A 23,519-nucleotide genomic window follows, 5' to 3' on the forward strand; every position below is an offset into this window, starting at 1 on the left:
CCCATCTAGAGAAAATAGATAAAAATGCCTGACGGGGTATGGATTTTATCCATCTATCCATCGCATTCGTGGAAAAAATAGCTTTTACTTGGGTTGATTCCTTTAGCGATGCTCTAGGAAGAGACACCTTCGGCGATACTCTAGGAAGAGCCACCTTTGGTGAACGCCATCACTAGATTTAGTTGATAGATGCTTTTTCACAAAGACATCATTACTTAAAATTGTCTAACATCTTGCACCCATACATCAGATGTTGCATTGCCAAGGAAAAAAATTTCTTCCTAGAGATATAATTCTCCAGTTACCCCCAAATGGGAAATCTGTAATTAAGGTAGCCCTGGTATTCTTTTCTGGAATATCAAAAATAACAGATATATTTATCAACTTCAAACCTTCTTCATGAGTATTATCTTTTTCAGAATCAGACTTACCCAGATTTCAAGGTTTTTCTGGTGGGATATCCTTAACTTTTTGGTTCATTTGTACTAAAGGAAAGTTAGGTTTTCTCAAGTCAATGTAGTCAATTTGTTGAGAATCTAACTGTGAGTGTAAGTAGCGCATTTGAGTGAGTGTTTTGATTTGTTCTGGAATTTGTGAGCTAGGAGTGCCTAAATGTACGCTCCCTAATTCTGTTTTCAAGATGAGATTATTGGAGTCTTGCCAATTAATTTCATTGACTTTTAGGGAGCTTTGGCTAATAGATTGGTAGAGTAATGCCCAGTAGAGGCGATATTGTTCTGGTAAGCCGATAACTTTCAGGCTAGGTAGTTTTGCAGATAACTTATCCGCAGTCATCTTATCTAGTGGCATCCATACACCCTTGGCATCAAGTAAACCTACAGATGTTTTGTTCCTGTTGCTATTAGTAGATTTACCCCGAATTTTCACCCCGGTTGTGCGCTCGGCGATCGCCGTAGGCGGCTCTTTTGAGACCATCGCCACTGGAATTCTTTCTTGTACCTGCACCAATAACCCTGGTGGGAATAGACGACGAGTTACCTGAGCTTGGACAATTATCGGTTGCTTTTGCAAAGTCTGAGCAATCTTTGCAGGTTCTATTCGCCACAGAGACTGAGGATAAGAGACGACAGTCAGAGATTGAATAGTTTCACTAGACATGAACTGATTCCCGGAAACTACGATGTCTGAGGGCGTTCTAAGTATCCAAATTGGTTGAATAGTCACCCAAAGCAAAGCAATTGCCAAGGTAGTGACAGCAAAACTACGCCAAAACATTTGCAGAATTCGCATTTGTCTTTGCCGACGTAGTCGCTTGCGACGTTGGGCTAAATCTGTGCGGGAAACTGATATTATGCCAGCCATGCAAACCTCTTCCACACTCTTACTTCAAATCTTGGTTGCGCTCCTATGAACATTCAGTAATGCAAGTAATTTTTGACTCAAACCCTTATTGGGTAAGATAAAACCCTATCGTGGTGCTTTAAGTTAAGTAACACTGTACAGCAATTACATTGCGTAATGCAGTAATTGCAATTATTTCTATTAAAGTTTGTAGCCTTGACTTCTAGTTGAATGTAGCCTTTAGTCTGTGGGGTGATAGCCATCATCTACCAAAATAGGCTACAAAATAAGTCCTTGACAAAAAAAGTAGGAAATGTGTAGACAAAGAATGATGAGTTAAATCGACTTATATTTTTACCAAGTTGGATTATTGGGCGTGAGACAGGAGACTGGGAATGCTTTTTTGTTTTAATTGATTTTTTCCTGCCTTTCCCCTAACCATTTTCCAATTATCAGGCTAGAATCAGACTTCCATAACCAAATAACCATCAAATTGCTACTAGAGATTGTCAAAACCTGGAAAACAGGTGTAAAAAAGACAAATACACATAACATCTCAGGGAAAAGTAACAACTTTATCAAGTTGGGGCGATCGCTAGCCAGTATTTACAGCTACTGAGTCTCCCAATCAGCAATAGGATAGTACTTTCTCTCCACGCTGACAACATTGATCAAGGGTATTTGTATATAAACGTACAAATAAAATCGCATCTACATGAAAAATACATTGAATTTATCACGCTTTTTTAAAGCCTGTAATCCTAGCAGAACGCTAGTTATGGGTGATGCGGCGGACAGAAGATATTACATAGACTTTTCTGATGTCCGTGGTTGCAAAATTGTAGAAGAGCTCCAGAGAACTATTACCCGTATTTCTCCTGATGAGCCAACTTGTCAGCTATTTACAGGTCACATAGGCTGTGGCAAATCTACAGAGTTACAGAGATTGAAAGCAGAACTAGAGCTTGCGGGATTTCACGTAGTCTACTTTGAATCCAGTCAAGACTTAGATATGGCAGATATTGACGTGAGTGACATTCTTTTGAGTGTTGCCCGTCAAGTGAGTGTTAGTTTAGAAGCCATAGGAATTAAGCTACGACCAGGTTACTTTGCCAATCTATTCAAGGAAATAGGCGATTTTCTGCAAACACCCATCGAATTATCCGCAGAAGCCGAGTTTTCCCTGGGAATTGCCAAAATTAGTACAAGAACCAAGGATAGTCCCCAGCTACGCAATCAACTGCGGCAATATTTAGAACCCCGCACCAATAGCATTTTGCAAGCGATAAACGAAGAAGTTTTAGATAAGGCTATTGAACAGCTAAAATATCGCGGACAAAAGGGACTAGTTGTGATTGTCGATAACTTGGATCGGGTGGATATGCGTCCAGTCGCATCAGGGCGATCGCAACCCGAATATTTGTTTATCGATCGCGGGGAACAATTACGTAGACTGAAGTGCCATCTTGTATACACAATTCCTCTGGCATTAATTTTTTCTAATGAATATGAAACCCTGAAAAATCGGTTAGGTGGAGGAATTGCCCCCAAAATCTTACCCATGGTACGGGTACGCCAACGTGACAATAGTGACTATGAACCAGGAATGCTGCTACTGCGACAGCTAGTTTTAGCGAGGGCATTTCCTGATTTATCCTGGGATGCGCGTCAAGAATTAATCTTGGAAATCTTCGATCACCCAGACACCTTAGATCGCTTGTGTCGTGTGAGTGGGGGACATATCCGCAACTTACTCGGATTACTTTACAGTTGCTTGCAGAGACAGGATCCACCCTTTGCCCGTGAGTGTTTGGAAGCAGTAATTAAAGATTACCGTGATGATTTGTTGCTAGCGATCAACGAGGAAGAATGGGAACTCCTCTACGAAGTTGTACACCAACAAAGTCTCAAGGGTGAGTCTGAGTATCAGAGACTATTACGGAGTATGTTTGTCTTTGAATACCGCGATCCCGCAGGACGCTGGTTTGGTATTAGTCCAGCTTTAGCTGAAACAGAAAAAGTTTTAGCTTGGCAGCAGAAGATAAATATTAACGCCAAGTACTGCTAGGGTTTACTGCTCAGAGCGTAACAGATTCTCGACTTCTGGAGTAAATCGGGGATCTCAGCATCAATAATCGAAAAAATACTAGTGGTTGATGTGATTCATTTCACCAACTTTCAGGAATACAAGTATCTAACTCCCTAATGGTTAATAGGGAGCGAGACGCTTCCACTACATTCCCTGTTGACTCCTGCATATCGTTGTGGTTTGGACTTGCGAGAGATTGCTGATATCAAGTCTTGACTGACTTGTCATATTTAAAATTCCTTTTGACTAAACAATTACCAACCTATGAAAGAGTGGCAATTCACCGCAGAGTCTGCAACAGAAAATACAAGTTCTCTGCAAAGGTTGATTAGGGCGATCGCCCTTTCTAAAGGACAGTTTTCCCTGATTTTAGTGCGGTGTAATTACTTACGACTCCGCCAACAAATTTTACATAATCTCCGTAACCTAACCCAGGATATGTATCTGCGGGAACTGGTTTTAGCTCCCAATATTTCCGCAGTTCATACCAGCATTGTCTCGGAATTATTTTTAGACAATCCGGCAGTCGCATCTGATTCCTTGCCTTCCTCTGTGATGGTGTTTGGTTTAGAGGCAGTCAATCATCTCGAAGATGTTTTGAGTGGAGTAAATAAGGCTAGGGATATTTACGCAGATACTTTTTCCTTCCCAATTGTGTTGTGGCTCACAGATGAAGTTGCAACTGCTTTGTCACGTCTTGCCCCAGATTTTAAAAGTTGGGCAGCCACAACCATTAAGTTTGAAATGCCCCAAGAGGATTTAATTGCTCTGATTCGTCAAGAGACAGAATCCCTATTTAAAAAAGTTTTAGCTACAGATGTTGAGAATTTTTTACCAAATACAGCCCTAGATTTAGATCCGAAATCCCAGCAACGTCGGGAAATCGAAGCTGCGCGCAATGACTTACAACGGTTGTATGGAGTGACATTAGAACCCGAACTGGCAGCGAGTTTAGAATTTGTTTTGGGGCGCGATCGCTATGCCAATGATCAAATTACTGAGGCGATCGCCCACTATCAAACTAGTATGAATATTTGGCATCGAGAGGTGGGTGTTGTCCGTAGTCACAAGGAAGAAACCCATATATCTAATTCCCTCTACCTCTTACCTGCTGCCATTCCCACTTCCCAGGAACGTCTGGGGGTAGTTCTGTTTAACCTCGGTTTATGCTACCGACGCTTGGCAGATTTACAACCCGCAAGTCGCATTCATTACTGGCAACAAGCACTATATTGGTTTAAACAGTGCCTCACGGTTTTAGAATGTGCCCAAAGACAAGATTTAGTCGCTAAATATATTTTGCCTGCTTGTAAAATGTTGCAAAATTTACAGGCTTGGCAAGAATTACGCAGCTTAGCACAGCAAGCATTGGCATTGCACCAAACCTGGGGTACAAAAGCTCAAATTGCCCAAGACTATGGTTTTTTGGCTGATGTTGCTCTTTCCGAGTTAAATTGGCTCCAAGCCCATGAATTAGGAAATACTGCCTTAAATATTACAGAAGAAGCAACAGATGTTTCCCGACAACACGAAAGCTGGTACCTATTGTTAATCGGACGAACTCAGCGTCATCTGGGCAAATGGGAAGAGGCAGTAAATAATTTAGAATGGGCAAGGGTAGTCTGTGAACTTCAGTATGATCCCGCCCTCTATTTAGAAATCATTGAAGAGTTGCGATCGCTCTACTTTTTTGAACGTCACGACTACCTGGAAGCATTTCGCCTCAAACAAGAAAAAATTCATATTGAACATCAGTATGGTTTTCGAGCATTTATTGGAGCAACTCAACTACAACCCCAACGCTACAGAATCAATCCTGTACTCAAATCCCAAACCATCACCTCAATTCCGGAAGAAGTTGCCCAGGAAATTGCCGTCTCTGGTAGACAACAGGATATCAATCGCTTATTAGAAAGAATTACCCGTGCCGATTATAAATTGACAGTCGTCCATGGTCCTAGTGGTGTCGGTAAGAGTTCCCTATTGAAAGCAGGTTTAATTCCTGCCCTGAAACAGAAAGTCATCGGTGAACGTATACCATTGAGTGTCTTTCTCTCAGTTTATACCGATTGGTTAACAACCCTGGGAAGAAATTTAAATCAGGCGATCGTGCAAACAGAAGTCACCGTTGCCCAGGATTTTTATCCCTCAATCATTTTAGAAAAATTACGCGCCCTCGCGGAACGCAATTACACCATAATTTTAATTTTTGACCAATTTGAAGAGTTTTTCTTTGTTAATAAACAAGCCCACGAACGAAATCAGTTTTATCAATTTTTTAGCGAAATTTTAAATATTCCCTACGTAAAAGTAATTCTTTCTCTGCGAGAGGATTATCTCCACTATCTTTTGGAATTAGAGCGTCTCTGTGCTGCTAGCCAAGCAGATAACTATGACCTAGGTGTAATTAATAAAAATATTCTTGACAAAGATATTCGCTATTATCTGGGGAATTTTCCCAGTAAAGATGCGATTAGTATTATCCACAATTTAACAAAACGCTCCCATCACGAACTCAAAGATGAATTAATTCACCAATTAGTTAAAGATTTAACCGTCGATGGCAACACTGTCCATCCCATTGAATTACAAATAGTTGGCGCGCAATTACAAACAGAAAATATCACCACTTTGATGGAATATCAAAAATGTGGTGGCTGTGAAAAACTCATTCAACGTTGGTTAGAAGAAGTTATCAAAGATTGTGGTCGAGAAAACGAGCAATTGAGTTGGAAGTTACTCTTTGAACTTACCGATGAGAAAGGAACTCGTCCTCTGAAAACAAATACAGAGTTAGTTGCTGCTTTATTGAAAGAAGCCAACGAAGCCGAAAAAGTTACAGCATCCCTATCTTCTTTTACAACCTTAGAATTAGTTTTAGATATTTTAGTCGGCAGTGGTTTAGTTCTCCAAGTCAGACAAGAATCCGGCGATCGCTATCAATTAGTTCATGATTATCTCGTCGAACCGATTCGCCAAAAGAATAATTACGGAATCGTTGCCGAACTCGAAAAAGTCCGCTTTGAAAAAAATCGTGCCGAAGTTGCTCGTAAACTCAGTCAGGAACAGTTAACCCTAGTTCTCCAGCGACGACTCCGAGAAGCCAGAGCTGCTGGTATTGTTCTGGGGATCATGTCCGCTAGCATTGGTGGTTTGTGGTGGCAAGCAGATACCCAACGTCGTGCCGCCGTCCGCCAAACCCTCCGTGCCGAACGTAGTGAAACAAACCTCCGTATCAGTGCCGTTACTGCTGCCTCCGAAGCCCTCTTTGCCTCAAACAAAGAATTTGATGCCCTCCTAGAAAGTTTACGAGCTTGGCGACGACTGAAACAAGCGGGAGATGTGCCCCCTGATACTAAAATGCGGGTGGTAACAGCCTTACAACAAGCAGTCTATGGTGTCACGGAAATCAACCGTCTAGAGGCACATACAGATATTGTTTGGGGTGTCACCTTCAGCCCCAATGGTCAATTCCTCGCCTCCGGTAGCCGCGATCGCAGCGTCAAAATTTGGCGACCAGATGGTAGTCTCCTGCAAAGCTTGAAAGCTCACACCGACTCCATTACTAGCCTCAGTTTTAGCCCCGACAGTCAAACCCTTGTCTCTGCGAGCATCGATAAAACTGTACAGATGTGGCGCTTTAACCCCATCACAGGGGAATTTGATCCCCAACCCTACAAAACCCTCAAAGCTCATGGTGACTGGGTGTACAGCGTCAATTTCAGCCCCAGTGGAGAGTTTTTGGCAACCGGTAGTAAGGACAACAGTGTTAAAATTTGGCGACGTGACGGTCAACTGCTGAAAACCATCACCGGACATCAGGGTTGGGTGAACTGGGTAAGTTTTAGCCCTGACAACAAATCTATTGTTTCTGCTAGCGACGATAAAACTATCAAAATTTGGGGGTTGGATGGTAACCTGCTCACAACTCTCTCTGGACATACGGAAGGTGTGACAGTCGTTGCTTTCAGTCCCGATGGCAAAACTTTAGCATCTGCGGGGCGAGATAAAACAGTCCGTTTGTGGCGACGACAGGGTAATAAATTCCGCCTCTACAAAACTTTACGTCAACATAGCAGCACAGTTTGGAGTCTCAGTTTTAGTCATGATGGTCAAAAATTAGCTTCCGCCGGCGATGATAATGCTGTCAATCTGTGGAAAATTGACGGTAGTCTTGAGAAAACCTTTAAAGGGCATAGTGATGCTGTTGTTAGTGTGGCTTTTAGCCCAGATAGTAAATACCTGGCTTCCGCTAGTTACGACAAAACTATTAAACTTTGGAGTTTGGAACCTCCCCGTTTACCTGTGCTGCGGGGACATGAAGATCGGGTATTAAGTGTTGCCTGGAGTCCGGATAGTACCTTACTTGCTTCCGGAAGTCGGGATCACACCGTCAAGCTCTGGCAGCGCGAAAATAGCAGTCAAGGCGATACGATGCGTCTTTATCAAACCCTTAAAGGTCATGAAAATCGGGTTGCTAGCGTTAGTTTTAGCCCTGATGGGGAAATTCTTGCCTCTGGTAGCTACGACAAAACCATCAAATTGTGGCAACGGGATGGTCGGTTACTGAAAACTCTCACAGGACATGATGGCAGTGTAATGAGTGTGAGTTTCAGCCCTGATGGTAAGTTGTTGGTGTCCAGTGGTAAAGATAAAACCGTGAGAATTTGGGATCGCCAAGGAAATTTACTGAAAACCCTCACCGGACACCGTGGTTGGGTAAATAGTGTGAGTTTTAGTCCCGACGGTCAAGTAATTGCCTCTGCCAGTGATGACCAAACAGTGAAATTGTGGCGCAAAGATGGCACTTTGTTAAGAACCTTTTCTCCCCACGACAGCTGGGTGTTAGGTGTGAGCTTTAGTCCCACTGATAATTTGCTGGCTTCTGCTAGTTGGGATAATACCGTCAGATTATGGCGCTGGGATGGAACTTTACTGAAAACTTTGCTCAGAGGTTACAGTGATAGCGTTAATGCTGTAACTTTTAGCCCCAATGGTGAAATCTTGGCTGCTGCCAGTTTTGATAGTACAGTCAAGCTCTGGAGTCGGGATGGTAAGTTGATTAAAACCCTGAGTGGTCATCGTGGTCCGGTGATGAGCGTGAGTTTTAGTCCAGATGGTCAAACCCTGGCTTCTGCCAGTGATGATGACACGATTATTCTCTGGAATCTGAATTTTAATAACTTGTTATCCCGTGGCTGTACCTGGGTCAATGGCTATATTCAGCATAATCGGAATGTTGAACAGCGCGATCGCTACCTTTGCGAAGACTTCATTAACTAAAAGTTCCAATAGGGAATACAGATGCTAAAAGCCCCTTATTCCCCTCTTTCACTCCCTTCCTCTGATTTATCCTCCTCAGACTCTTCTGTGGCATTTGCCAGAAACGCTTGTAATCTCATCCGTTCAATGTAGGGCCAACCGCCTTCGGATTCTATATCTCGCAACAAAGCATATAGTGCCTGACGGTTATTTGGTAAATTTTCCTGAAAGAAGCCATCTCGAATTTCCCGATGTAATTTTTCTAACTGACGCAGTAATGAGAGGAGGGCGATCGCGTCACTCTGATACATCTGTGCGGCATTACTTACTACCGTCGTTATTTCCTGTAAATGCCAATTCAACTTATCTAAATCTAAATTATCTGAATTCTTGCCTTTATTCATGCCACCCTTGATAAATCTAGGTCTAATCAAATCTACCGAATCTTTTCTACTTCAGTTGTTACGGAGTGAACCAACAAGGCTAACATCTTTACTGCTTAATAATTTGTTACCAATAAGAATTACGCACAAATCTAAAAAGCTAGATAACACCAAAAAACTCATTATCTCAGATTGTGGGTTAAGCCATGGAAGGCTTGTCTATTTTCCTTTGTAAACCGAACTTACACATTTTCGATCGCTGACAGAACCAGGAGAATATCCACAATCTCTCCTAGATTCTTGATAGCACATCACCGCAGTAACCACAAAATCTCTAGTTCAACTACTACTCTATATACATTTGAGACTATTGCCACCCCGTTTTTCTCCCAGCCCCGTCCACAATTATCACATCACTCAACTTTTTCCTCTTCCTGGAAGACTTTGCTTTTGCGTTTCAAAAAATCGTATGATCTGGCTGATTTACCCAAAACACATGGGCTGTATGTAGTGGCAATACATACATCACACAGCACAAAAAAGTAACTAGGTCAAGATACTTTGAGAGAAATAACTCGTCATCACGATTACCAATCTCCAAAAACCTTGTCTAGGAGATTTCGTTTTCTCCTAAAGTTACCAATTTCATTCCTGTGTGGCTGGACGCATGCCAAACGTCCGAGTTTTAGCAAATACTGCCAAAAGTAAAACTGCTAGCTCCTGCACGTTCTAGATAAGGCATTTGTAAATAAATGTCATGTCTTCGGTGGTTTAGTATTTCCACTATCAGCCGAAAAAAGCGATACTTTTAAGTACATCTAGCAGAAAGTGTTTGCATGGTAGCTTTTGCCAAGCAGACATTGCGTGCAGTTTTACAAGATTACATATCAATTTTTGACATTGAGGTTGACCATGAGGTTTCGCGCTTTAATTGCTGCCCTAATGGCTGTTTGCCTAGGGTTTCTTACAGCTTGTAGTGAAGCTCCAGAAGCTAGTGCTAGAGATTTACTTACCTACGAACAAATCAGGGGTACAGGTTTAGCAAACAAATGTCCCCAGTTATCGGAAACTAGCCGTGGTTCCATACCCATTGAAGGTGGACAGTCTTTCAAGCTCAAAGAACTGTGCATGGAACCAGTTAATTATTTTGTCAAAGAAGAGCCAGCTAACAAACGTCAACAAGCAGAATTCATTCCTGGTAAAGTGTTGACTCGCAAAACCTCTTCCCTCGATCAGATTCAAGGTGATCTCATAGTCAACAAAGACGGTAGCATCACCTTCAAAGAAATAGATGGCTTTGATTTCCAAGCTATCACCGTCCAATTGCCAGGTGGTGAACGAGTTCCTTTCTTCTTTACTGTGAAGAATTTAGTTGCTCAGTCTCAAGCTGGATTAACTAGCATTAACACCTCCACTGATTTTGAAGGTGCTTTCCGAGTTCCTTCCTATCGCGGCGCAACTTTCTTAGATCCTAAAGGTCGGGGTGTTGCTAGTGGTTATGACAATGCTGTTGCCTTACCTGCACAATCTGACGATGAAGAACTTACCCGCGCTAACGTTAAGCGTACAGAAGTTCTCAACGGCAAAATCTCCCTGAATATTGCGAAAGTCAATAGTTCTACAGGTGAAATTGCTGGCACCTTTGAGAGTGAACAACCTTCCGATACAGACTTAGGAGCAGGTGAACCTAAGGAAGTCAAAGTGCGTGGTTTATTCTATGCTCGCGTTGAACCTAATGCCTAATTTGACCAATTGAGTAACCCAGGTGAAACCAGAAACGTGATTCAACATCATAAATACTTCAGCCAGTATTGGGAATTTTGAATCTGCTTGTGCTTTCAACCGATGGTGGCTCTCTCAAAAGTACAACCAATACCCATGGTGTATCCGGTTAGCTAGGAAAACTTTGCTCAAGGTAAAGTTCTTTCATCCACAATGAGAACAGTGTAAATACTGTTTTCCCATCTCAAAAATAAGACTAACCTCATATTTTTCTGGAATTTCATGGAGAAAGTGAGGTTAGTTTTACTTTTATGGCTCTACAAGACAAAATTTTATCTTTATGCATCCGTATTTTTGGGTATTTTATTGAATTTATTTACTTATATAAGTCAAAGAAATATAAAAAATAAAATCTATATCTATAAATTAACTCAAGGATTTATTAACTAAGTTAAGTACAATCTCGGTTTTGATTACAGTTGAATATCTTATATTTTTTGTGATGTAGCTGTAACAGTCTACAGACATACCAACCCTAAAAAATATTGCAATTTCTGAATTAAATCATAGTTAATTGGCACCCAAGTAGATAAAAACTTTTGTCTGCGGATATGTTAATTGACTTTGGTCGTTTATGTTTCTGAGGCAAAGGAACACCTTTGTCTGAAATTTGTTGTGCAATTATGCTTTTGCTAGCAGAATTAAACAATTTTCTGGCATTGGTGAATCAGAAGTATAGACATATTTTAGGGTTTTGTTGTCCAACTTTTAAGATATTTTTTTAGTCCACACATTTAAGGTGCTATGCAGTCTACAGTCACCTACGAATTAAAACATGAGATTTGGCAATTACTGCGAGAATATCAGCAGTCGCCTTCTGCCAATATTCGCAATCAGCTAGTAAAGATGAATTTTGGTTTAGTGAGAAAAGAAGCTCACTACTGGATTAATCAATGCCAGGAAAGTTACGATGACTTGTTACAAGTTGGTTGTTTGGGTTTAATTCGGGCGATCGAAAGATTTGATATTGCCAAAGGTCATGCTTTTAGCTCCTTTGCTATTCCCTATATTCGTGGTGAGATTCAGCATTATTTACGAGACAAAGGTGTTACAGTGCGGATTCCACGCCGCTATTTAGCTATTCAACAACAAGCTGTTGGTGTCTCACGGTCTTTGAGGGAAAAATATAATCGTCAACCCACGGATTCTGAATTAGCTGCGGCATTAGAGATTTCTCCCCAGGAGTTACAAGAGATTAAGTTAGCTTGGATGAATCGTGCTCCTTTGAGTTTAGATGTCCCTGTACAGGAAGGAGAAGACGGTGCGACGAGTTTAGGTGAATTAGTTCCTGATCCTAGCTACCGTAGTTTTCAACTAGCTCAGGAAGACCAAATTCGTTTACAACAAGCATTGGTGCAGTTAGAAAAATGCACTCGTGAAGTTTTAGAATTTGTTTTTCTTCATGATTTAACTCAAAAGCAAGTTGCAGAACGTTTAGGTATTAGTGTGGTGACAGTTTCTCGTAGAGTTAAAAAAGGCTTAGATTCATTGAAACAGATGATGTGTGCTGGTGAGGAGTAGGAAATTTTCCCAGAGCTAAAAATAGTTCCCTATCACCTCATAGATGATACATCAGTAAAAATACTGTATTTTTTGTTTTAAAACTGCTTAAAAAAGACTGAGATTTTGCATAACTTAGGTTATAACTGTATTCAAATTTTACTTTTGCACAAGCAAATTTTTCTATCGCTTTTGAGAGCAGCTAATGGGCAGAAATTCTTTAATTACAGTTGCAGTTATTCTGGGTTTGACGATCGCGGGTTGTGGTTCTAGCGAAAGTGAACCACAGGCAAGTAATCCCACACCTGGGGAAACACCTAACGCAACAAATACACCGGCAACAAAACCCCCATCTCAATCTTTTAGTAATCCAGTGGTTCCTGGTAATCAGGTTGTAAATGCGATGAATCCTCCTGCGAATAGTGGGAATTTAATTCAAACTACCAATGTCACAGAGCGGGTTAATGTTTTGACAAAGGGTAGAAATGACCCCTTTGCTCAAATCGTCGGACAAAATCCGATTACGGTTCCTGCTTTGAACACAACCACAGCTAAACCTGTACCTGTACTACCAACTCTGTCTGCTGCTAATCCCAGGAGTGCAGTTGCTTCTACCAAGTCCAACCCTGCATCTAACTCTGTCAGAAACAAAATTGATCGGGGAGCGATCGCCACTGTTCAAAGACCTAGTAAACCTGCTGTGATGCCAGTTTTACCGAAGGTATTACCCCAGGTTGTACCGAGTCCATCCCTCGTATCAGTGATGCCTACAACACCCCAACCGGACTTAGCTAGAGCGGTGATTGTAACTGGTGTGGTAATGGTAGGTAGAGAACCCCAGGCAATTATCAAAGTCCCAACAGAACCGACTAGTCGTTATGTACAAGCAGGGCAAAGGCTAGCCAATGGTGTTTTAGTCAAACGTATTGAGGTAAATGAAGGTTCAGAACCGATCATAATTCTGGAACAATATGGAATTGAGGTTGCAAAAACTGTTGGTGAAACGCCTACTGCTGTTTCTGCATCGACAACTTCAATGAATAACTCAGTTTCTATGGTTCCTGGAGCTTGATAAAATATGCCCTGCTCTGAAAAAATTGAATTTACTCACCTCCCTTTGGCTGTTTATCGAGAAATCGCAGCACATTTACGTCAAGTGGAAGGGGTGGAAGTAAATTTAATTCCTCAATCTTCCCCAGAATTTGATTATCATCAGAGTCAAATTGCTGGTTTGTCTCTGAATTGGGAAGATAATTCCTGTGATGAAAGTCGGCAACGGGTAGAGCAAATTTTAGCTTACTACCGCGATCGCTATTCAGTTGTCTAACCTATAAGTGCTGAGTGCTTGTTACTTGGCACTTTATTCATATCTACTCTCAGTGCTTGTCTGACAAATCACAAGGGCTGTACTATTAGCATGAGATTTTCCAGGGGCAAATTTCATGAGAAATAGTATTTTTACCTGCGTGAGTACGAGTCAGCTATTGCTGCTGGGTTTAGTATCGACAGTATTTGTTTCTCCGATTATGGCAACTAGTGTGGCGATCGCTGAAAGCGTCTCTTCTCAGAGCATCCCTGAAAGCGTTTCTTCCCTGATGATTGCCCAAGAAACAGAAGCACAAGTATCACCAACTAACCGTGTGAACCGTCCGACATTGCAACTAGGAAGTAAAGGAGATACTGTTTCCGAACTCCAAGCAGCTTTAAAACTATTAGGCTTTTATCCTGGTACTGTGGATGGTAATTATGGAGAAACGACTGCTAGTGCTGTTGTCGAGTTCAAACGAGCAGCAGGATTGAAACCTGATGGTGTTGTGGATACAGTTACTTGGCAAGCTCTATTTCCTGGAACTACTGCATCTGTTGCTAATACCCCACCATCGAACGAGAGTAGAAATAACACTCTCACTAGAATTTCTAATAGCTCGGAAAACTTGACAAAGCGTCCCATTACCCCATCGAATTCCCAGAGGAACCGCGAACCTAAACCCCCATCAACTAGACGAGTCACATCTGCTGTATCTACATCCAATACACGCAAAAAACCAACCCAGTCAACAAATCGCCCTGTTAAACCTAGTCGCAACTCTACAACAACCCGTCTCCAACCCACGCCAACCTCTCAAAGACTACCCAATGTGCAATACACTTCTGAAGGTTATCCCATCCTGCGTTTGGGAATGCGGGGTGCTGATGTCTCAAAGGTACAAGAAAGACTAAGGGTAATGGGTTTGTTAGATGGTGATATTGATGGCGATTTTGGTAAAGCAACGGAACAAGCAATTAAATTACTACAAAAACGCAACGGTTTAGAACCTGATGGTGTTGTTGGGGGTGCAACCTGGGAGTTATTGAATCGTCGCAGTCGGGGAACCAGAAGTTAAACAACAGTTAAAATAGTTGTACTCAGCGAGTGATATCCCATGGTACAGCAACTACAACCTGAAACTACAGCAGGTGTCATCTACCCTGACAGCGACGGACAACCGATGGCAGATAATACGAAACAGTTTCGTTGGATAGTCACGATTAAAGAAAATTTAGAAATATTATTTGCAACCCGTGATGATGTCTTTGTTGCAGGAGATTTGCTGTGGTATCCCGTACAAGGAGATAATAAAATTCGTCAAGCTCCTGATGCCATGGTTGTCTTTGGTAGGGGAAAAGGAGATAGGGGTTCCTACAGACAGTGGGAAGAAAATAATATTCCTGTTCAAGTTGTCTTTGAAATTTTATCTCCTGGGAATACTCTCAAAGAGATGGCGAAGAAATTACAGTTTTATCAACGCTATGGAGTAGAAGAATATTATGTATATGACCCCGACAGAATAGATTTTAATGGTTGGTTACGTGTAGGAAATACCCTAGAAGTTATTGAAGATATTCAAGGATGGATTAGTCCCCGTTTGGGTATACGTTTTGATTTAAATCCCACAACTTTAGAAATATATTATCCTGATGGGCGGAAGTTTCTCACTTCTGTAGAATTGAGTCAAAAACTGGAGCAGGAAAGTCAACGTGCAGAGCAGGAACGTCAACAAAAAGAATCAGCACTAACTGAATTAGAAGCAGAACGCCAACGTTATCAAGATTTGTTGCAAAAATTACAGCAGCAAGGTATTAATCCCGAAGAATTGTAAGATATTTATTCACAAATAATATGGATATATTTCTGCATATTTTTTAACGATTAATGCCAAAATATTAATTTAAAATCAATAAATTAATCCCTATCGTAGTTTTCGGCATATTCGTTAGTTATGAAGCATTTTTTACTTACTTGGATTGGCAGTGCAGTCGCCTTATTAATCACAGCGAATGTTTTGCAAAATTTCAATATTGGGTTTGAAGTTAAAAGCTTGGGAGCAGCTTTAATTGCTTCTGTAGTAATTGGTTTAGTGAATGCAATTATTCGTCCAGTTTTAAGTTTTTTTGCGTTTCCCATCACCTTTATTACTTTCGGTTTATTCTCCTTTGTAATTAACGGGATGACCCTATGGCTTGCCAGCGCTTTGACTCCTGGAAGTGGTTTTACTATTGCCGGACCGATCGCGGCTATTTTGGGGGCGATCGCCCTCTCTATTGTCACCAGTTTGATTAATTATCTCCTACGAGCAGTGGAAGGATAAAATGGACTGCATCGCTGTTGTGACGACTGTCGGCAATCGGGAAGAAGCCCAGATGATAGCACGTACTCTCGTTAAAGCTAAAATTGTTGCCTGTGCTCAAATCTCTGAAATTGAGAGTTTTTACCATTGGCAAGGTAGTCTTGAGCATGACAAAGAGTTTCGTATTCTATGCAAGACAACTAGCCTACGTTACCCAGAAGTTGAAGCCACAATTTTGAAGCTACATTCCTACGAACTACCTGCCATCTACGCCTATCCTCTTTCCCACATCTACACCCCCTACGGAGAATGGATTGAGAACAATTCTTCTCATCTCTAAATGACAGTTTGAGGGAAGCTAAAGACTAGCCCAATCGATTCCAGAAAGCATGAATAGGGAGAAAGCAAATTGTATAACTCTATAAAAAAGTAAAAGCCTCGAAAGGAGAGGCTTTTGATGTTTGGAGTGTATATGGCTCAGGTCAGACTCGAACTGACGACCAAGGGCTTATGAGTCCCCTACTCTAACCAACTGAGCTACTGAGCCGAAATTTCCCAACTGATATTTAAATATATCAGAATTTGCTTTTCATGACTAGACCCTAGAAGCAGAAAAATAAAAATTTTCCCTTGTCTTTCCATATTTAAAAAGCAAATGAGGGAGTACATCTCCCTCAATGGCACAAAGTCATTTCCTTGCTAATAGCTGTGTTAGTTAAACACGAGGAGGCAAGAAAGCGATGGGGTTAACAGCACCTTTACCGGAAGGGTGAACCTCAAAGTGTAAGTGAGGACCAGTACTAAAACCAGTACTACCCATAGCAGCAATCACTTGACCTTGCTGTACTTGTTGACCTGCTTGTACCATCACGCGGCTATTATGACCATAGCGAGTCAAGCTGCCGTCTGGGTGACGAATATCTACAAGGTTGCCATAACCACCATTATTCCAACCAGCTCTTTCAACTACACCTGCTTGTGTAGCATGAATTGGAGTCCCCGTAGAGTTGGCAATATCAATACCTCTATGCATTCTGCCCCAGCGTGGACCATAACCAGAGGTGAGAACACCTTTAGCGGGCCAAATGAAACGAGCAGAGATGGTGGGGTTTGTTTCATCAATTGGTCTGGGTAGGTATCTGTCTACTGCTGCCAGAGGGGGCAATTGAGGAGAAACTGTTCTTCCCCGCATAGAACCAAGAGAACGAGATGCATCTGAATCAGAGGGGGGTGCTGCCATTCTCGTGGTGGGGGGAGTCCAGCGAGGTGCAGGTTGACCTGGTAAGAATTCTGGGTTCAGGGGTTCGTTACTGGGTCTGTTGACTCTGTAGGATGGCTTCACCGGTTGACTGGTGTAGCTGTTGTAGTTATTTCCCATTGGTTTGGGAACGGGAATATAAACCGCCGCTCTATTTTCATTGATGGTGGTAACAGTTACCGAGGCAGTGGATTGATTATTTTCTTCTGCTTCGTACTGGGTACCAGACTGTTGAGCGCGATATTTGGCTCTTAATCTCTCGATTTCAGCTTGTAGAACCCGCAGACGAGGATTGCTTTTCGCATTTTTTGCTCTGTTCTCTGGTCGGCGAGCCAACTGCATTTCTGCAATGACTGTGGGTACAGGGGTATCACCGCCCATACCATAGGTGGTAGCTGCTGTGGGAACAGTGGGATTAACTGGTAAGTTGACAACACCTGCTTGTGTTTTGGTTGTAGCTTCTGGAGTAGTTGCTACTGAAGGGGTGACAACAGGGGTATTGTTAACTGCCTGGGGGGTGGGGTTAACAGAAGTGACTGTAACCGAGTTACTGTTATTTTTGGCTTCTGCTGGAATTGTCAGCTTTTGGCTGATTTGCAGCTCATTAGGGTTGCTAAGGTTGTTTGCCTTGGCGATCGCGGCTACGGATGTACCATGATTCTGGGCGATCGCAGCTAGGGTATCTCCAGGTTTTACCTCATAACCACTACCCACAGGGGTAGCGACTGATGGGGCTATTTGTGGAGTATTAGCAGTATTTCTCTGTTTTAATCTGGAAATTAAACGTTCACGGCTAGCCTGAGCCGCAACTTCTGGCTGTTCTGCATCCGCCTTAGGCTGTGCCACTGCCAATGATTCTGTTCCCAAATTGACCTGGGATGGGTTTTGGGTCTCCTCAGACCGCAACTCCGCCAAACTAGACTTGAGACTATAGGACTTTTGTTTTAAGCGGTTTAGGGCGAATTCTTGTTGTGCTTTCAGTTGAGCATTGACATCATTGCTCACTGTACCAACTGTGACTGCCGTTTGTGGTTGTGCAGTTAAATATGTGGTTTGCCCGCTCACAATAGCTGTGGATGCAGTCTCACCTTGATTATTAGCTGCTGTTAAATTGGTGCTGGGAACAGCGATGTTCAGGCTATTTGCCAAACGTTGCTGTCTCAAGGTGGCGATTGATGTCGGAACTGACAACCCATTGGCAGCCACTTGTAACTTAGCTCCAAGCCCAGGTACCTGTGAAATTGCAGTCGGTTCCACAATGACAGGATTCTCTGGCAGAGTCACTGCGGATGTTGCTTCAGACTCCAGCTTTCTGCTAGGAGCAAATTTCACCTCGGTATCAGCAGCAGGAATAGTAGAGGCTGTATTTTGATTGCCTACGGGTTCTGCTGCCAGGGCTTGGTCGCTTTGTCGAGTCACCAAGAGACTGGTTGCTCCCATCGATAATGCCAAACCAATCATGGCGGCTTTCGTTGGCACCCGGCGATTTGCCCGTGGATTAACTAAATTTACCTGTTCCACCGGAACGTCCTCACTTTGGGTGTTTTCCAGCACAGCTTTTACTCTTTTTTTCAATGCTCGTTTCAAAGACGACCTCCTATGATCACTAGCGCTTAACTGACCTCGATAATTTTCAGTCGGATACTAGTCAATGATTTAGATCACTACGAGAAATAGATCAAGATCACACTCACCAGAGATACTTAGGCAAGATTAACCTGCTTCTCTGATTTAGACAAGTTCACATCATTTAGCAAAAATTAAATTTTTGTGATGACTTGTCTTAAAGTACCCTATCTTTGCTTTCTACGCACTCCTCACAACCTACGTGTTTTGCTCTTTACAGAGGCTTTAACTAATCTTGTTGAAATTTCAACATGACTAGCAAGTAAACATCCACGGAGTTTCCTGTCTGGGCAAGCAACTAAATGCTTGGTCTTTTGGAAAGAACGATAACCTGCTTAGTAGATATCTTCAAAGGTTTTTCGCTCTATCCGTCTTCCCAACACGAGACTTTACGTTGATTATTCCCCAAAATACAACCGTATAAACGCTCAGGCACTTCTACCTTCATCGAATATTTATTGAACCATGGGACTGTCATCATACATGGAAACGCTTGTGATTAGGACTTTCATCGGACTCTATAGGGATAATTCCACTTCACCAAAATCTATCATTTTCATTCCCGTCAGTGGCTTTTTATCCATATGAATTTCTTATATAAACCTGCTGTTTTTTCTAAGTAATTATGCTGCCATCTATTAAATAAAATTTACGCAAACTATATATAGGGATTTTGTATTGCGTTGTACATGTTGATGCATTCTTTAACAAAGAACCATCTGACGTTACAATATCCGCCCATGATAAGTAATTTTACTTAATAATTTGATGATTTTGTTATCGGTAAGGAAAAATTAATCGAGGCATCCTAACTGGCGACGAGCTTCAAACAAACCAACTGCAACGCTTACAGAGAGGTTAAGACTGCGTACATGAGGCTCAGTCATGGGGATATACAACAGGTGGTGACAAGCAGATAAAACTGTATCAGGTAAACCAGTAGTTTCACTGCCAAAAAGTAACCAATCATCGGGTTGGTATTGAAATTTTACGTAATTACAGTTACCACGGACACTGAACCCTAAACATCTACCGCCGCGTTGTTGATATACATTTGTAAAGGCTGGGATGGACTCGTGGTAGTGGAGTTTGACGTAGGGCCAGTAGTCTAACCCTGCACGCTTGAGATAGCGATCGCTAATTTCAAATCCGAGGGGTCCAACGAGATGCAGTTCTGTACCTGTAGCCGCGCAGGTACGAGCAATATTACCTGTATTTGGGGGGATGAGTGGGTTGATTAAGACTACCTGGGGCATTGGTTCAGGAAACAAATTTATAGAGAAAAAACAATATACCTGGGCTACAAAATCTATCTAGAGAGGGAGGGAACTTATAGTTTTTCTTAATAAATCTCAAATCATAGAAATACATTAGAAATTTAAATATTGTATAAAACAAGCTTTTAAATTTTGAATTAATAAATTCCGGATGATTTTGATAAAAAAATCACAAATTGTGGTTTAGTCGTGTCAGCAAAAAAAATTCCTCAGGTATAATACATCTTTTTTGTTCGGAGGAGATATTTATTTTGATTTTTGAATTTGGATGAGGGGGAGGGGAATAAGCTAATTGTTATCCCCTGTGCATAATTGATGGCGGCTATGTAGTTGACATCGCCTTATTAAGGCTAGTTGATTGCCTATAAACTGGTTAGTGGGTGGCAGAACGTCCTTGTTTACCGAGTTTGATGAGGACAAAGTAACTGAGATAGAGTACGTAAACTACTAAGCCCAGAATGCCTAGGAAACCCAGAAAACCTGGTTTGGTATTCATTCCATGGAATATTTCTTTGAATTGTAAAGGTGCTTCAAACCAAACACGGCAAAAGGGAGTGTTGACAGCAGTTTCGGAGAAAGCGCAGCCTAAGACAAAAGGAATGGTGGCGATCGCCCCTAAAAGACAATACAAACTTGTTGCCCACCGCCAAGCAGTGAAAACAAATTTTAATCCTCCGTTGGGTTGGTAATCTAGCTCATCGTTCAGATCTACCCAAAACCATAGGGAAACTGGGATTAAGATTCTTGCCATAAAGCTAGAGATGAAACTTACCCCAAAACCACCAATCATCAGATATACGGTTATTGCCAGTAAGCTAGCGACTCGCCAATAGATAATCAGTAGACGTTGTATGCCTTCAGCTTTTTGGACAAATGCCCAAGTGAGGAGAAATAATGGCAAAATTACCGTAAATAACACGGCTAATCGGTAGTCTAACCAGACTAGAGAACGAAACCAAACTTCCATAGATTTCTTGAATTAACTGGAATATCTTTTTCGATAAAAACAAAAAAATAAGTAACCTCTAGACTATCAGCTAAATCTTGAGGACTTCACATTTTCCGACAACAGCAAAACTATATTATATGTAGCTGCTGTTGAATTAGCACATCTCGCTTCCTGATTTATACAGATAAGCTGTTAAGTGCTTGACGTGGCATAATTTTCTTTGATACTGGGAAGATTCGAGGGAGTTTGCGGAAATTTCCCCAAGTAGCAAGTGAGATTTTATGCCAGAAAATGTGAGCCTGTAAGTTATGAGCTAACAGATTGAGTTACTTACTTACGCAGAAAGAATAGTGATTACTAAATTGTTTTTTTAGTCATCGTAAACCCGACACTCAGCAGCTTCGGGGTTGTCATCGCAGTATTGTTCTAGGGAGTTTTTTTGCTTGGTTTGCCGTTGGTGAGAGGCTTCGGCTTGTAATTCTTCGACTGCATCCCAAGCAGCTGCACACTCCGGAGAGTTGCCACCTGTAACGTCACAGACAGCACGTGCTTGTTCTACTTCTTCTTGGATTTTTTCTTGAATGTCGCTCATCGCTTTGGTTTTGTTGTGTGTTGTTAACAACAGTATAGAAAAAGTTTAAGAATGGCAATTATTGCACTATTCCTAACTATTCTAACTAGTCAAGAGATACTTTAGTAATTTTTACCTGTTTTGCAAAGAGCGATCGCCAGGATAGTATCTACCTTGGCTTTGTGGAAGTGGGAGCAATTCTTGTGGCTTCACCCCCATGACAGCAACAATTAACGGTAAGTGGTTAGCCATGTTCATCTCCCGAACTTGTTGCAAAAGTTAGGAAGGGAGGAATGGCAGATATTTTGCGTATTATTGAAAGTTTTGACCTTGGGCGCAAAATTATACAATAATATCTGAATCATCAATAAAAATTAAGTGGCATCAACCAGGTATAAGCCTGTTGAGGATTTAATGGGGGGAATTCTTCAGAAATCATCACCACACTAGACTTTTATCTATTTTCCAGATGTGACTGGTGAAAATCTTGCAAGATGCCTGAGATTTTTCCCACAATCGAGATATAGAAACCTCATAGCCTCATAAAGTAAAGATTATAAAACTCATGGCAGACCAAATGCAGTGGGCAAATGCCCTATCCAACCGTCCTTCTTTGGAAGCAGCTGTTACAGATGTGGTAGAGCGAGCTGTCAAATCTTTGGCTGCTCCTGCGGATTTGGGGATAGTGTTTATTTCCTCTGCTTTTACGAGTGAATATTCGCGGTTATTGCCTTTGTTGGCGGAAAAGCTTAATGTCCCAGTACTTTTAGGATGTAGTGGTGGTGGGATTGTGGGTACGACTCTGGGGGGAGAAACCCAGGAGTTGGAAGCAGAACCTGCTTTAAGTTTGACTTTGGCGCATTTACCGGGGGTGAATATTCATCCGTTTTATCTAGAAGCAGATGATTTGCCGGATTTGGATAGTTCACCAGATAATTGGGTGAATTTGATTGGTGTACCTGTGACACCGACTCCCCAATTTATTTTATTTTCTGGTTCCTTTGCTTCTGGAATTGCTGATTTATTGCAGGGGTTAGACTTTGCCTATCCTGGTTCGGTGACTATCGGGGGACAGGCAAGTGGTAATAGTGGTGGAAGGATTGCTTTGTTTCACCAGAACCGATTGTACCGGGAAGGTGTGGCGGGTGTGGCATTGAGTGGGAATATTGTTTTAGAGACGATTGTTGCCCAGGGATGTCGTCCCATTGGTCAGCCATTCCAAGTGACTAAGGGCGATCGCAATATAATTCTTGAACTAGATGAACAAGTACCCTTGGTTGTCTTACGCAATTTAATTGCCAGTCTGGATGAGGAAGATAAGAATCTGGCGCAGCATTCCCTATTTATCGGTCTGGCGATGGATGAGTTTAAAATGTCCTTGCAACAGGGAGATTTTTTAATTCGTCAGATTTTGGGAGTTGATCCATCGGGGGGAGCGATCGCCATCGGTGATTATGTCCGTTCGGGACAAAGGTTACAATTTCATCTCCGAGATGCCAAAGCATCGGCAGAAGATTTGGAAATTCTCTTGCAACGTTACCAACTCCAACATCAATCCTCTGCTTCTGCCATAGGAGCATTAATGTTTGCTTGCCTCGGTAGAGGTGAGTCTCTCTATGGTGAGGCGAATTTTGACTCCCAACTCTTCCAACGTTACCTCCATAACATTCCCCTAGGAGGCTTTTTCTGCGGGGGGGAAATTGGTCCGGTGAGTGGTAGTACTTTTTTACATGGGTATACTTCCGTATTCGGTATCTGTCGAGCCCTCGAAGGCAGTAATTAGTAGTCTAGTGGTTCATGTCAAAAGTTGTGATTGCGAAAAATGTGTAGTGGGAGCGTCTTGCTCCCTGATTTTCAGACTACAGTAAACTATCAAAATTAATGACATCGACTACTAAGTTAGGGATTTTAC

At 41.9% G+C, this 23,519-nt stretch carries 18 protein-coding genes and 1 tRNA gene; 12 read left to right on the forward strand and 7 right to left on the reverse strand.

What is annotated here, in order from left to right; all coding sequences use genetic code 11:
• Positions 1–38: 38 nt before the first annotated feature.
• The gene (locus IJ00_RS29265; RefSeq protein ID WP_168163520.1) at positions 39–176 is read left to right on the forward strand and encodes a hypothetical protein; all 138 of its coding nucleotides are present in this window, start codon (positions 39–41) and stop codon (positions 174–176) included.
• A gap of 262 nt (positions 177–438) precedes the next feature.
• On the opposite strand, the gene IJ00_RS22445 is transcribed toward IJ00_RS29265, so the two are convergent.
• Positions 439–1,323, reverse strand: coding sequence for a cell division protein FtsQ/DivIB (locus IJ00_RS22445; protein WP_035156920.1), 885 nt, complete (start codon positions 1,321–1,323; stop codon positions 439–441).
• A gap of 694 nt (positions 1,324–2,017) precedes the next feature.
• Here IJ00_RS22445 and IJ00_RS22450 point away from each other — a divergent pair.
• Together IJ00_RS22450 and IJ00_RS22455 are read left to right on the forward strand one after the other, a co-directional pair.
• On the forward strand, positions 2,018–3,370 hold the full coding sequence (locus IJ00_RS22450) for an ATP-binding protein (RefSeq protein WP_035156922.1): 1,353 nt from the start codon (positions 2,018–2,020) through the stop codon (positions 3,368–3,370).
• Positions 3,371–3,655: 285 nt separating this feature from the next.
• Positions 3,656–8,674: a hypothetical protein gene (locus tag IJ00_RS22455; protein ID WP_035156924.1), complete on the forward strand. Its 5,019-nt coding sequence runs from the start codon at positions 3,656–3,658 to the stop codon at positions 8,672–8,674.
• 35 nt (positions 8,675–8,709) lie between these two features.
• Here the strand turns inward: IJ00_RS22455 and IJ00_RS22460 are convergent, their stop codons facing one another.
• Positions 8,710–9,057, reverse strand: coding sequence for a hypothetical protein (locus tag IJ00_RS22460; protein ID WP_035156927.1), 348 nt, complete (start codon positions 9,055–9,057; stop codon positions 8,710–8,712).
• Between the two features lie 891 nt (positions 9,058–9,948).
• Here IJ00_RS22460 and IJ00_RS22465 point away from each other — a divergent pair.
• The 8 genes from IJ00_RS22465 (at position 9,949) to cutA (ending at position 16,266) form a co-directional block, all read left to right on the forward strand.
• Complete coding sequence (locus IJ00_RS22465) at positions 9,949–10,779, forward strand: photosystem II manganese-stabilizing polypeptide (RefSeq protein WP_035156929.1); 831 nt, start codon at positions 9,949–9,951, stop codon at positions 10,777–10,779.
• Between the two features lie 783 nt (positions 10,780–11,562).
• On the forward strand, positions 11,563–12,339 hold the full coding sequence (locus tag IJ00_RS22470; protein ID WP_035156931.1) for an RNA polymerase sigma factor SigF: 777 nt from the start codon (positions 11,563–11,565) through the stop codon (positions 12,337–12,339).
• Between the two features lie 184 nt (positions 12,340–12,523).
• Entirely contained in the window at positions 12,524–13,390 is an 867-nt protein-coding gene (locus tag IJ00_RS22475) for a hypothetical protein (RefSeq protein ID WP_035156933.1), read from the forward strand.
• Between the two features lie 6 nt (positions 13,391–13,396).
• The gene (locus tag IJ00_RS22480; protein WP_035156935.1) at positions 13,397–13,645 is read left to right on the forward strand and encodes a hypothetical protein; all 249 of its coding nucleotides are present in this window, start codon (positions 13,397–13,399) and stop codon (positions 13,643–13,645) included.
• 115 nt (positions 13,646–13,760) lie between these two features.
• The gene (locus IJ00_RS22485) at positions 13,761–14,702 is read left to right on the forward strand and encodes a peptidoglycan-binding protein (RefSeq protein WP_052754520.1); all 942 of its coding nucleotides are present in this window, start codon (positions 13,761–13,763) and stop codon (positions 14,700–14,702) included.
• Positions 14,703–14,741: 39 nt separating this feature from the next.
• On the forward strand, positions 14,742–15,458 hold the full coding sequence (locus tag IJ00_RS22490; RefSeq protein ID WP_035156937.1) for a Uma2 family endonuclease: 717 nt from the start codon (positions 14,742–14,744) through the stop codon (positions 15,456–15,458).
• A gap of 120 nt (positions 15,459–15,578) precedes the next feature.
• On the forward strand, positions 15,579–15,947 hold the full coding sequence (locus tag IJ00_RS22495) for a phage holin family protein (protein ID WP_035156939.1): 369 nt from the start codon (positions 15,579–15,581) through the stop codon (positions 15,945–15,947).
• A gap of 1 nt (position 15,948) precedes the next feature.
• Positions 15,949–16,266, forward strand: coding sequence for a divalent-cation tolerance protein CutA (cutA, locus tag IJ00_RS22500; RefSeq protein ID WP_035156941.1), 318 nt, complete (start codon positions 15,949–15,951; stop codon positions 16,264–16,266).
• A 133-nt stretch (positions 16,267–16,399) separates the two neighbouring features.
• Here the strand turns inward: cutA and IJ00_RS22505 are convergent.
• From IJ00_RS22505 to IJ00_RS22525, 5 genes are all read right to left on the reverse strand, one after another.
• Positions 16,400–16,473, reverse strand: a tRNA-Met gene (locus IJ00_RS22505).
• A gap of 168 nt (positions 16,474–16,641) precedes the next feature.
• Positions 16,642–18,738 carry a peptidoglycan DD-metalloendopeptidase family protein gene (locus IJ00_RS22510; protein WP_238178381.1) on the reverse strand — a complete coding sequence of 699 codons (2,097 nt, stop codon included), beginning with the start codon at positions 18,736–18,738 and terminating at the stop codon, positions 16,642–16,644.
• An 866-nt stretch (positions 18,739–19,604) separates the two neighbouring features.
• Positions 19,605–20,066 (reverse strand): tRNA (cytidine(34)-2'-O)-methyltransferase, encoded by a 462-nt coding sequence (locus tag IJ00_RS22515; protein WP_035156946.1) that lies wholly within the window; start codon positions 20,064–20,066, stop codon positions 19,605–19,607.
• Positions 20,067–20,460: 394 nt separating this feature from the next.
• Positions 20,461–21,054 (reverse strand): DUF3177 family protein, encoded by a 594-nt coding sequence (locus tag IJ00_RS22520; protein ID WP_035156948.1) that lies wholly within the window; start codon positions 21,052–21,054, stop codon positions 20,461–20,463.
• Positions 21,055–21,406: 352 nt separating this feature from the next.
• Positions 21,407–21,628 (reverse strand): Calvin cycle protein CP12, encoded by a 222-nt coding sequence (locus tag IJ00_RS22525; RefSeq protein ID WP_035156951.1) that lies wholly within the window; start codon positions 21,626–21,628, stop codon positions 21,407–21,409.
• Positions 21,629–22,172: 544 nt separating this feature from the next.
• On the opposite strand from IJ00_RS22525, the gene IJ00_RS22530 reads away from it, so the two are divergent.
• On the forward strand, positions 22,173–23,390 hold the full coding sequence (locus IJ00_RS22530; RefSeq protein ID WP_035156954.1) for an FIST N-terminal domain-containing protein: 1,218 nt from the start codon (positions 22,173–22,175) through the stop codon (positions 23,388–23,390).
• The last annotated feature ends 129 nt before the right edge of the window (positions 23,391–23,519 follow it).

Source organism: Calothrix sp. 336/3, from assembly GCF_000734895.2.
Classification (GTDB): domain Bacteria; phylum Cyanobacteriota; class Cyanobacteriia; order Cyanobacteriales; family Nostocaceae; genus 336-3.

Bases quoted from the DNA above. Each gene is read 5' to 3' on its own strand.
- IJ00_RS29265 (WP_168163520.1), top strand. From the start codon at position 39: ATGGATTTTATCCATCTATCCATCGCATTCGTGGAAAAAATAGCTTTT.
- IJ00_RS22445 (WP_035156920.1), bottom strand. From the start codon at position 1,323: ATGGCTGGCATAATATCAGTTTCCCGCACAGATTTAGCCCAACGTCGC.
- IJ00_RS22450 (WP_035156922.1), top strand. From the start codon at position 2,018: ATGAAAAATACATTGAATTTATCACGCTTTTTTAAAGCCTGTAATCCT.
- IJ00_RS22455 (WP_035156924.1), top strand. From the start codon at position 3,656: ATGAAAGAGTGGCAATTCACCGCAGAGTCTGCAACAGAAAATACAAGT.
- IJ00_RS22460 (WP_035156927.1), bottom strand. From the start codon at position 9,057: ATGAATAAAGGCAAGAATTCAGATAATTTAGATTTAGATAAGTTGAAT.
- IJ00_RS22465 (WP_035156929.1), top strand. From the start codon at position 9,949: ATGAGGTTTCGCGCTTTAATTGCTGCCCTAATGGCTGTTTGCCTAGGG.
- IJ00_RS22470 (WP_035156931.1), top strand. From the start codon at position 11,563: ATGCAGTCTACAGTCACCTACGAATTAAAACATGAGATTTGGCAATTA.
- IJ00_RS22475 (WP_035156933.1), top strand. From the start codon at position 12,524: ATGGGCAGAAATTCTTTAATTACAGTTGCAGTTATTCTGGGTTTGACG.
- IJ00_RS22480 (WP_035156935.1), top strand. From the start codon at position 13,397: ATGCCCTGCTCTGAAAAAATTGAATTTACTCACCTCCCTTTGGCTGTT.
- IJ00_RS22485 (WP_052754520.1), top strand. From the start codon at position 13,761: ATGAGAAATAGTATTTTTACCTGCGTGAGTACGAGTCAGCTATTGCTG.
- IJ00_RS22490 (WP_035156937.1), top strand. From the start codon at position 14,742: ATGGTACAGCAACTACAACCTGAAACTACAGCAGGTGTCATCTACCCT.
- IJ00_RS22495 (WP_035156939.1), top strand. From the start codon at position 15,579: ATGAAGCATTTTTTACTTACTTGGATTGGCAGTGCAGTCGCCTTATTA.
- cutA (WP_035156941.1), top strand. From the start codon at position 15,949: ATGGACTGCATCGCTGTTGTGACGACTGTCGGCAATCGGGAAGAAGCC.
- IJ00_RS22515 (WP_035156946.1), bottom strand. From the start codon at position 20,066: ATGCCCCAGGTAGTCTTAATCAACCCACTCATCCCCCCAAATACAGGT.
- IJ00_RS22520 (WP_035156948.1), bottom strand. From the start codon at position 21,054: ATGGAAGTTTGGTTTCGTTCTCTAGTCTGGTTAGACTACCGATTAGCC.
- IJ00_RS22525 (WP_035156951.1), bottom strand. From the start codon at position 21,628: ATGAGCGACATTCAAGAAAAAATCCAAGAAGAAGTAGAACAAGCACGT.
- IJ00_RS22530 (WP_035156954.1), top strand. From the start codon at position 22,173: ATGGCAGACCAAATGCAGTGGGCAAATGCCCTATCCAACCGTCCTTCT.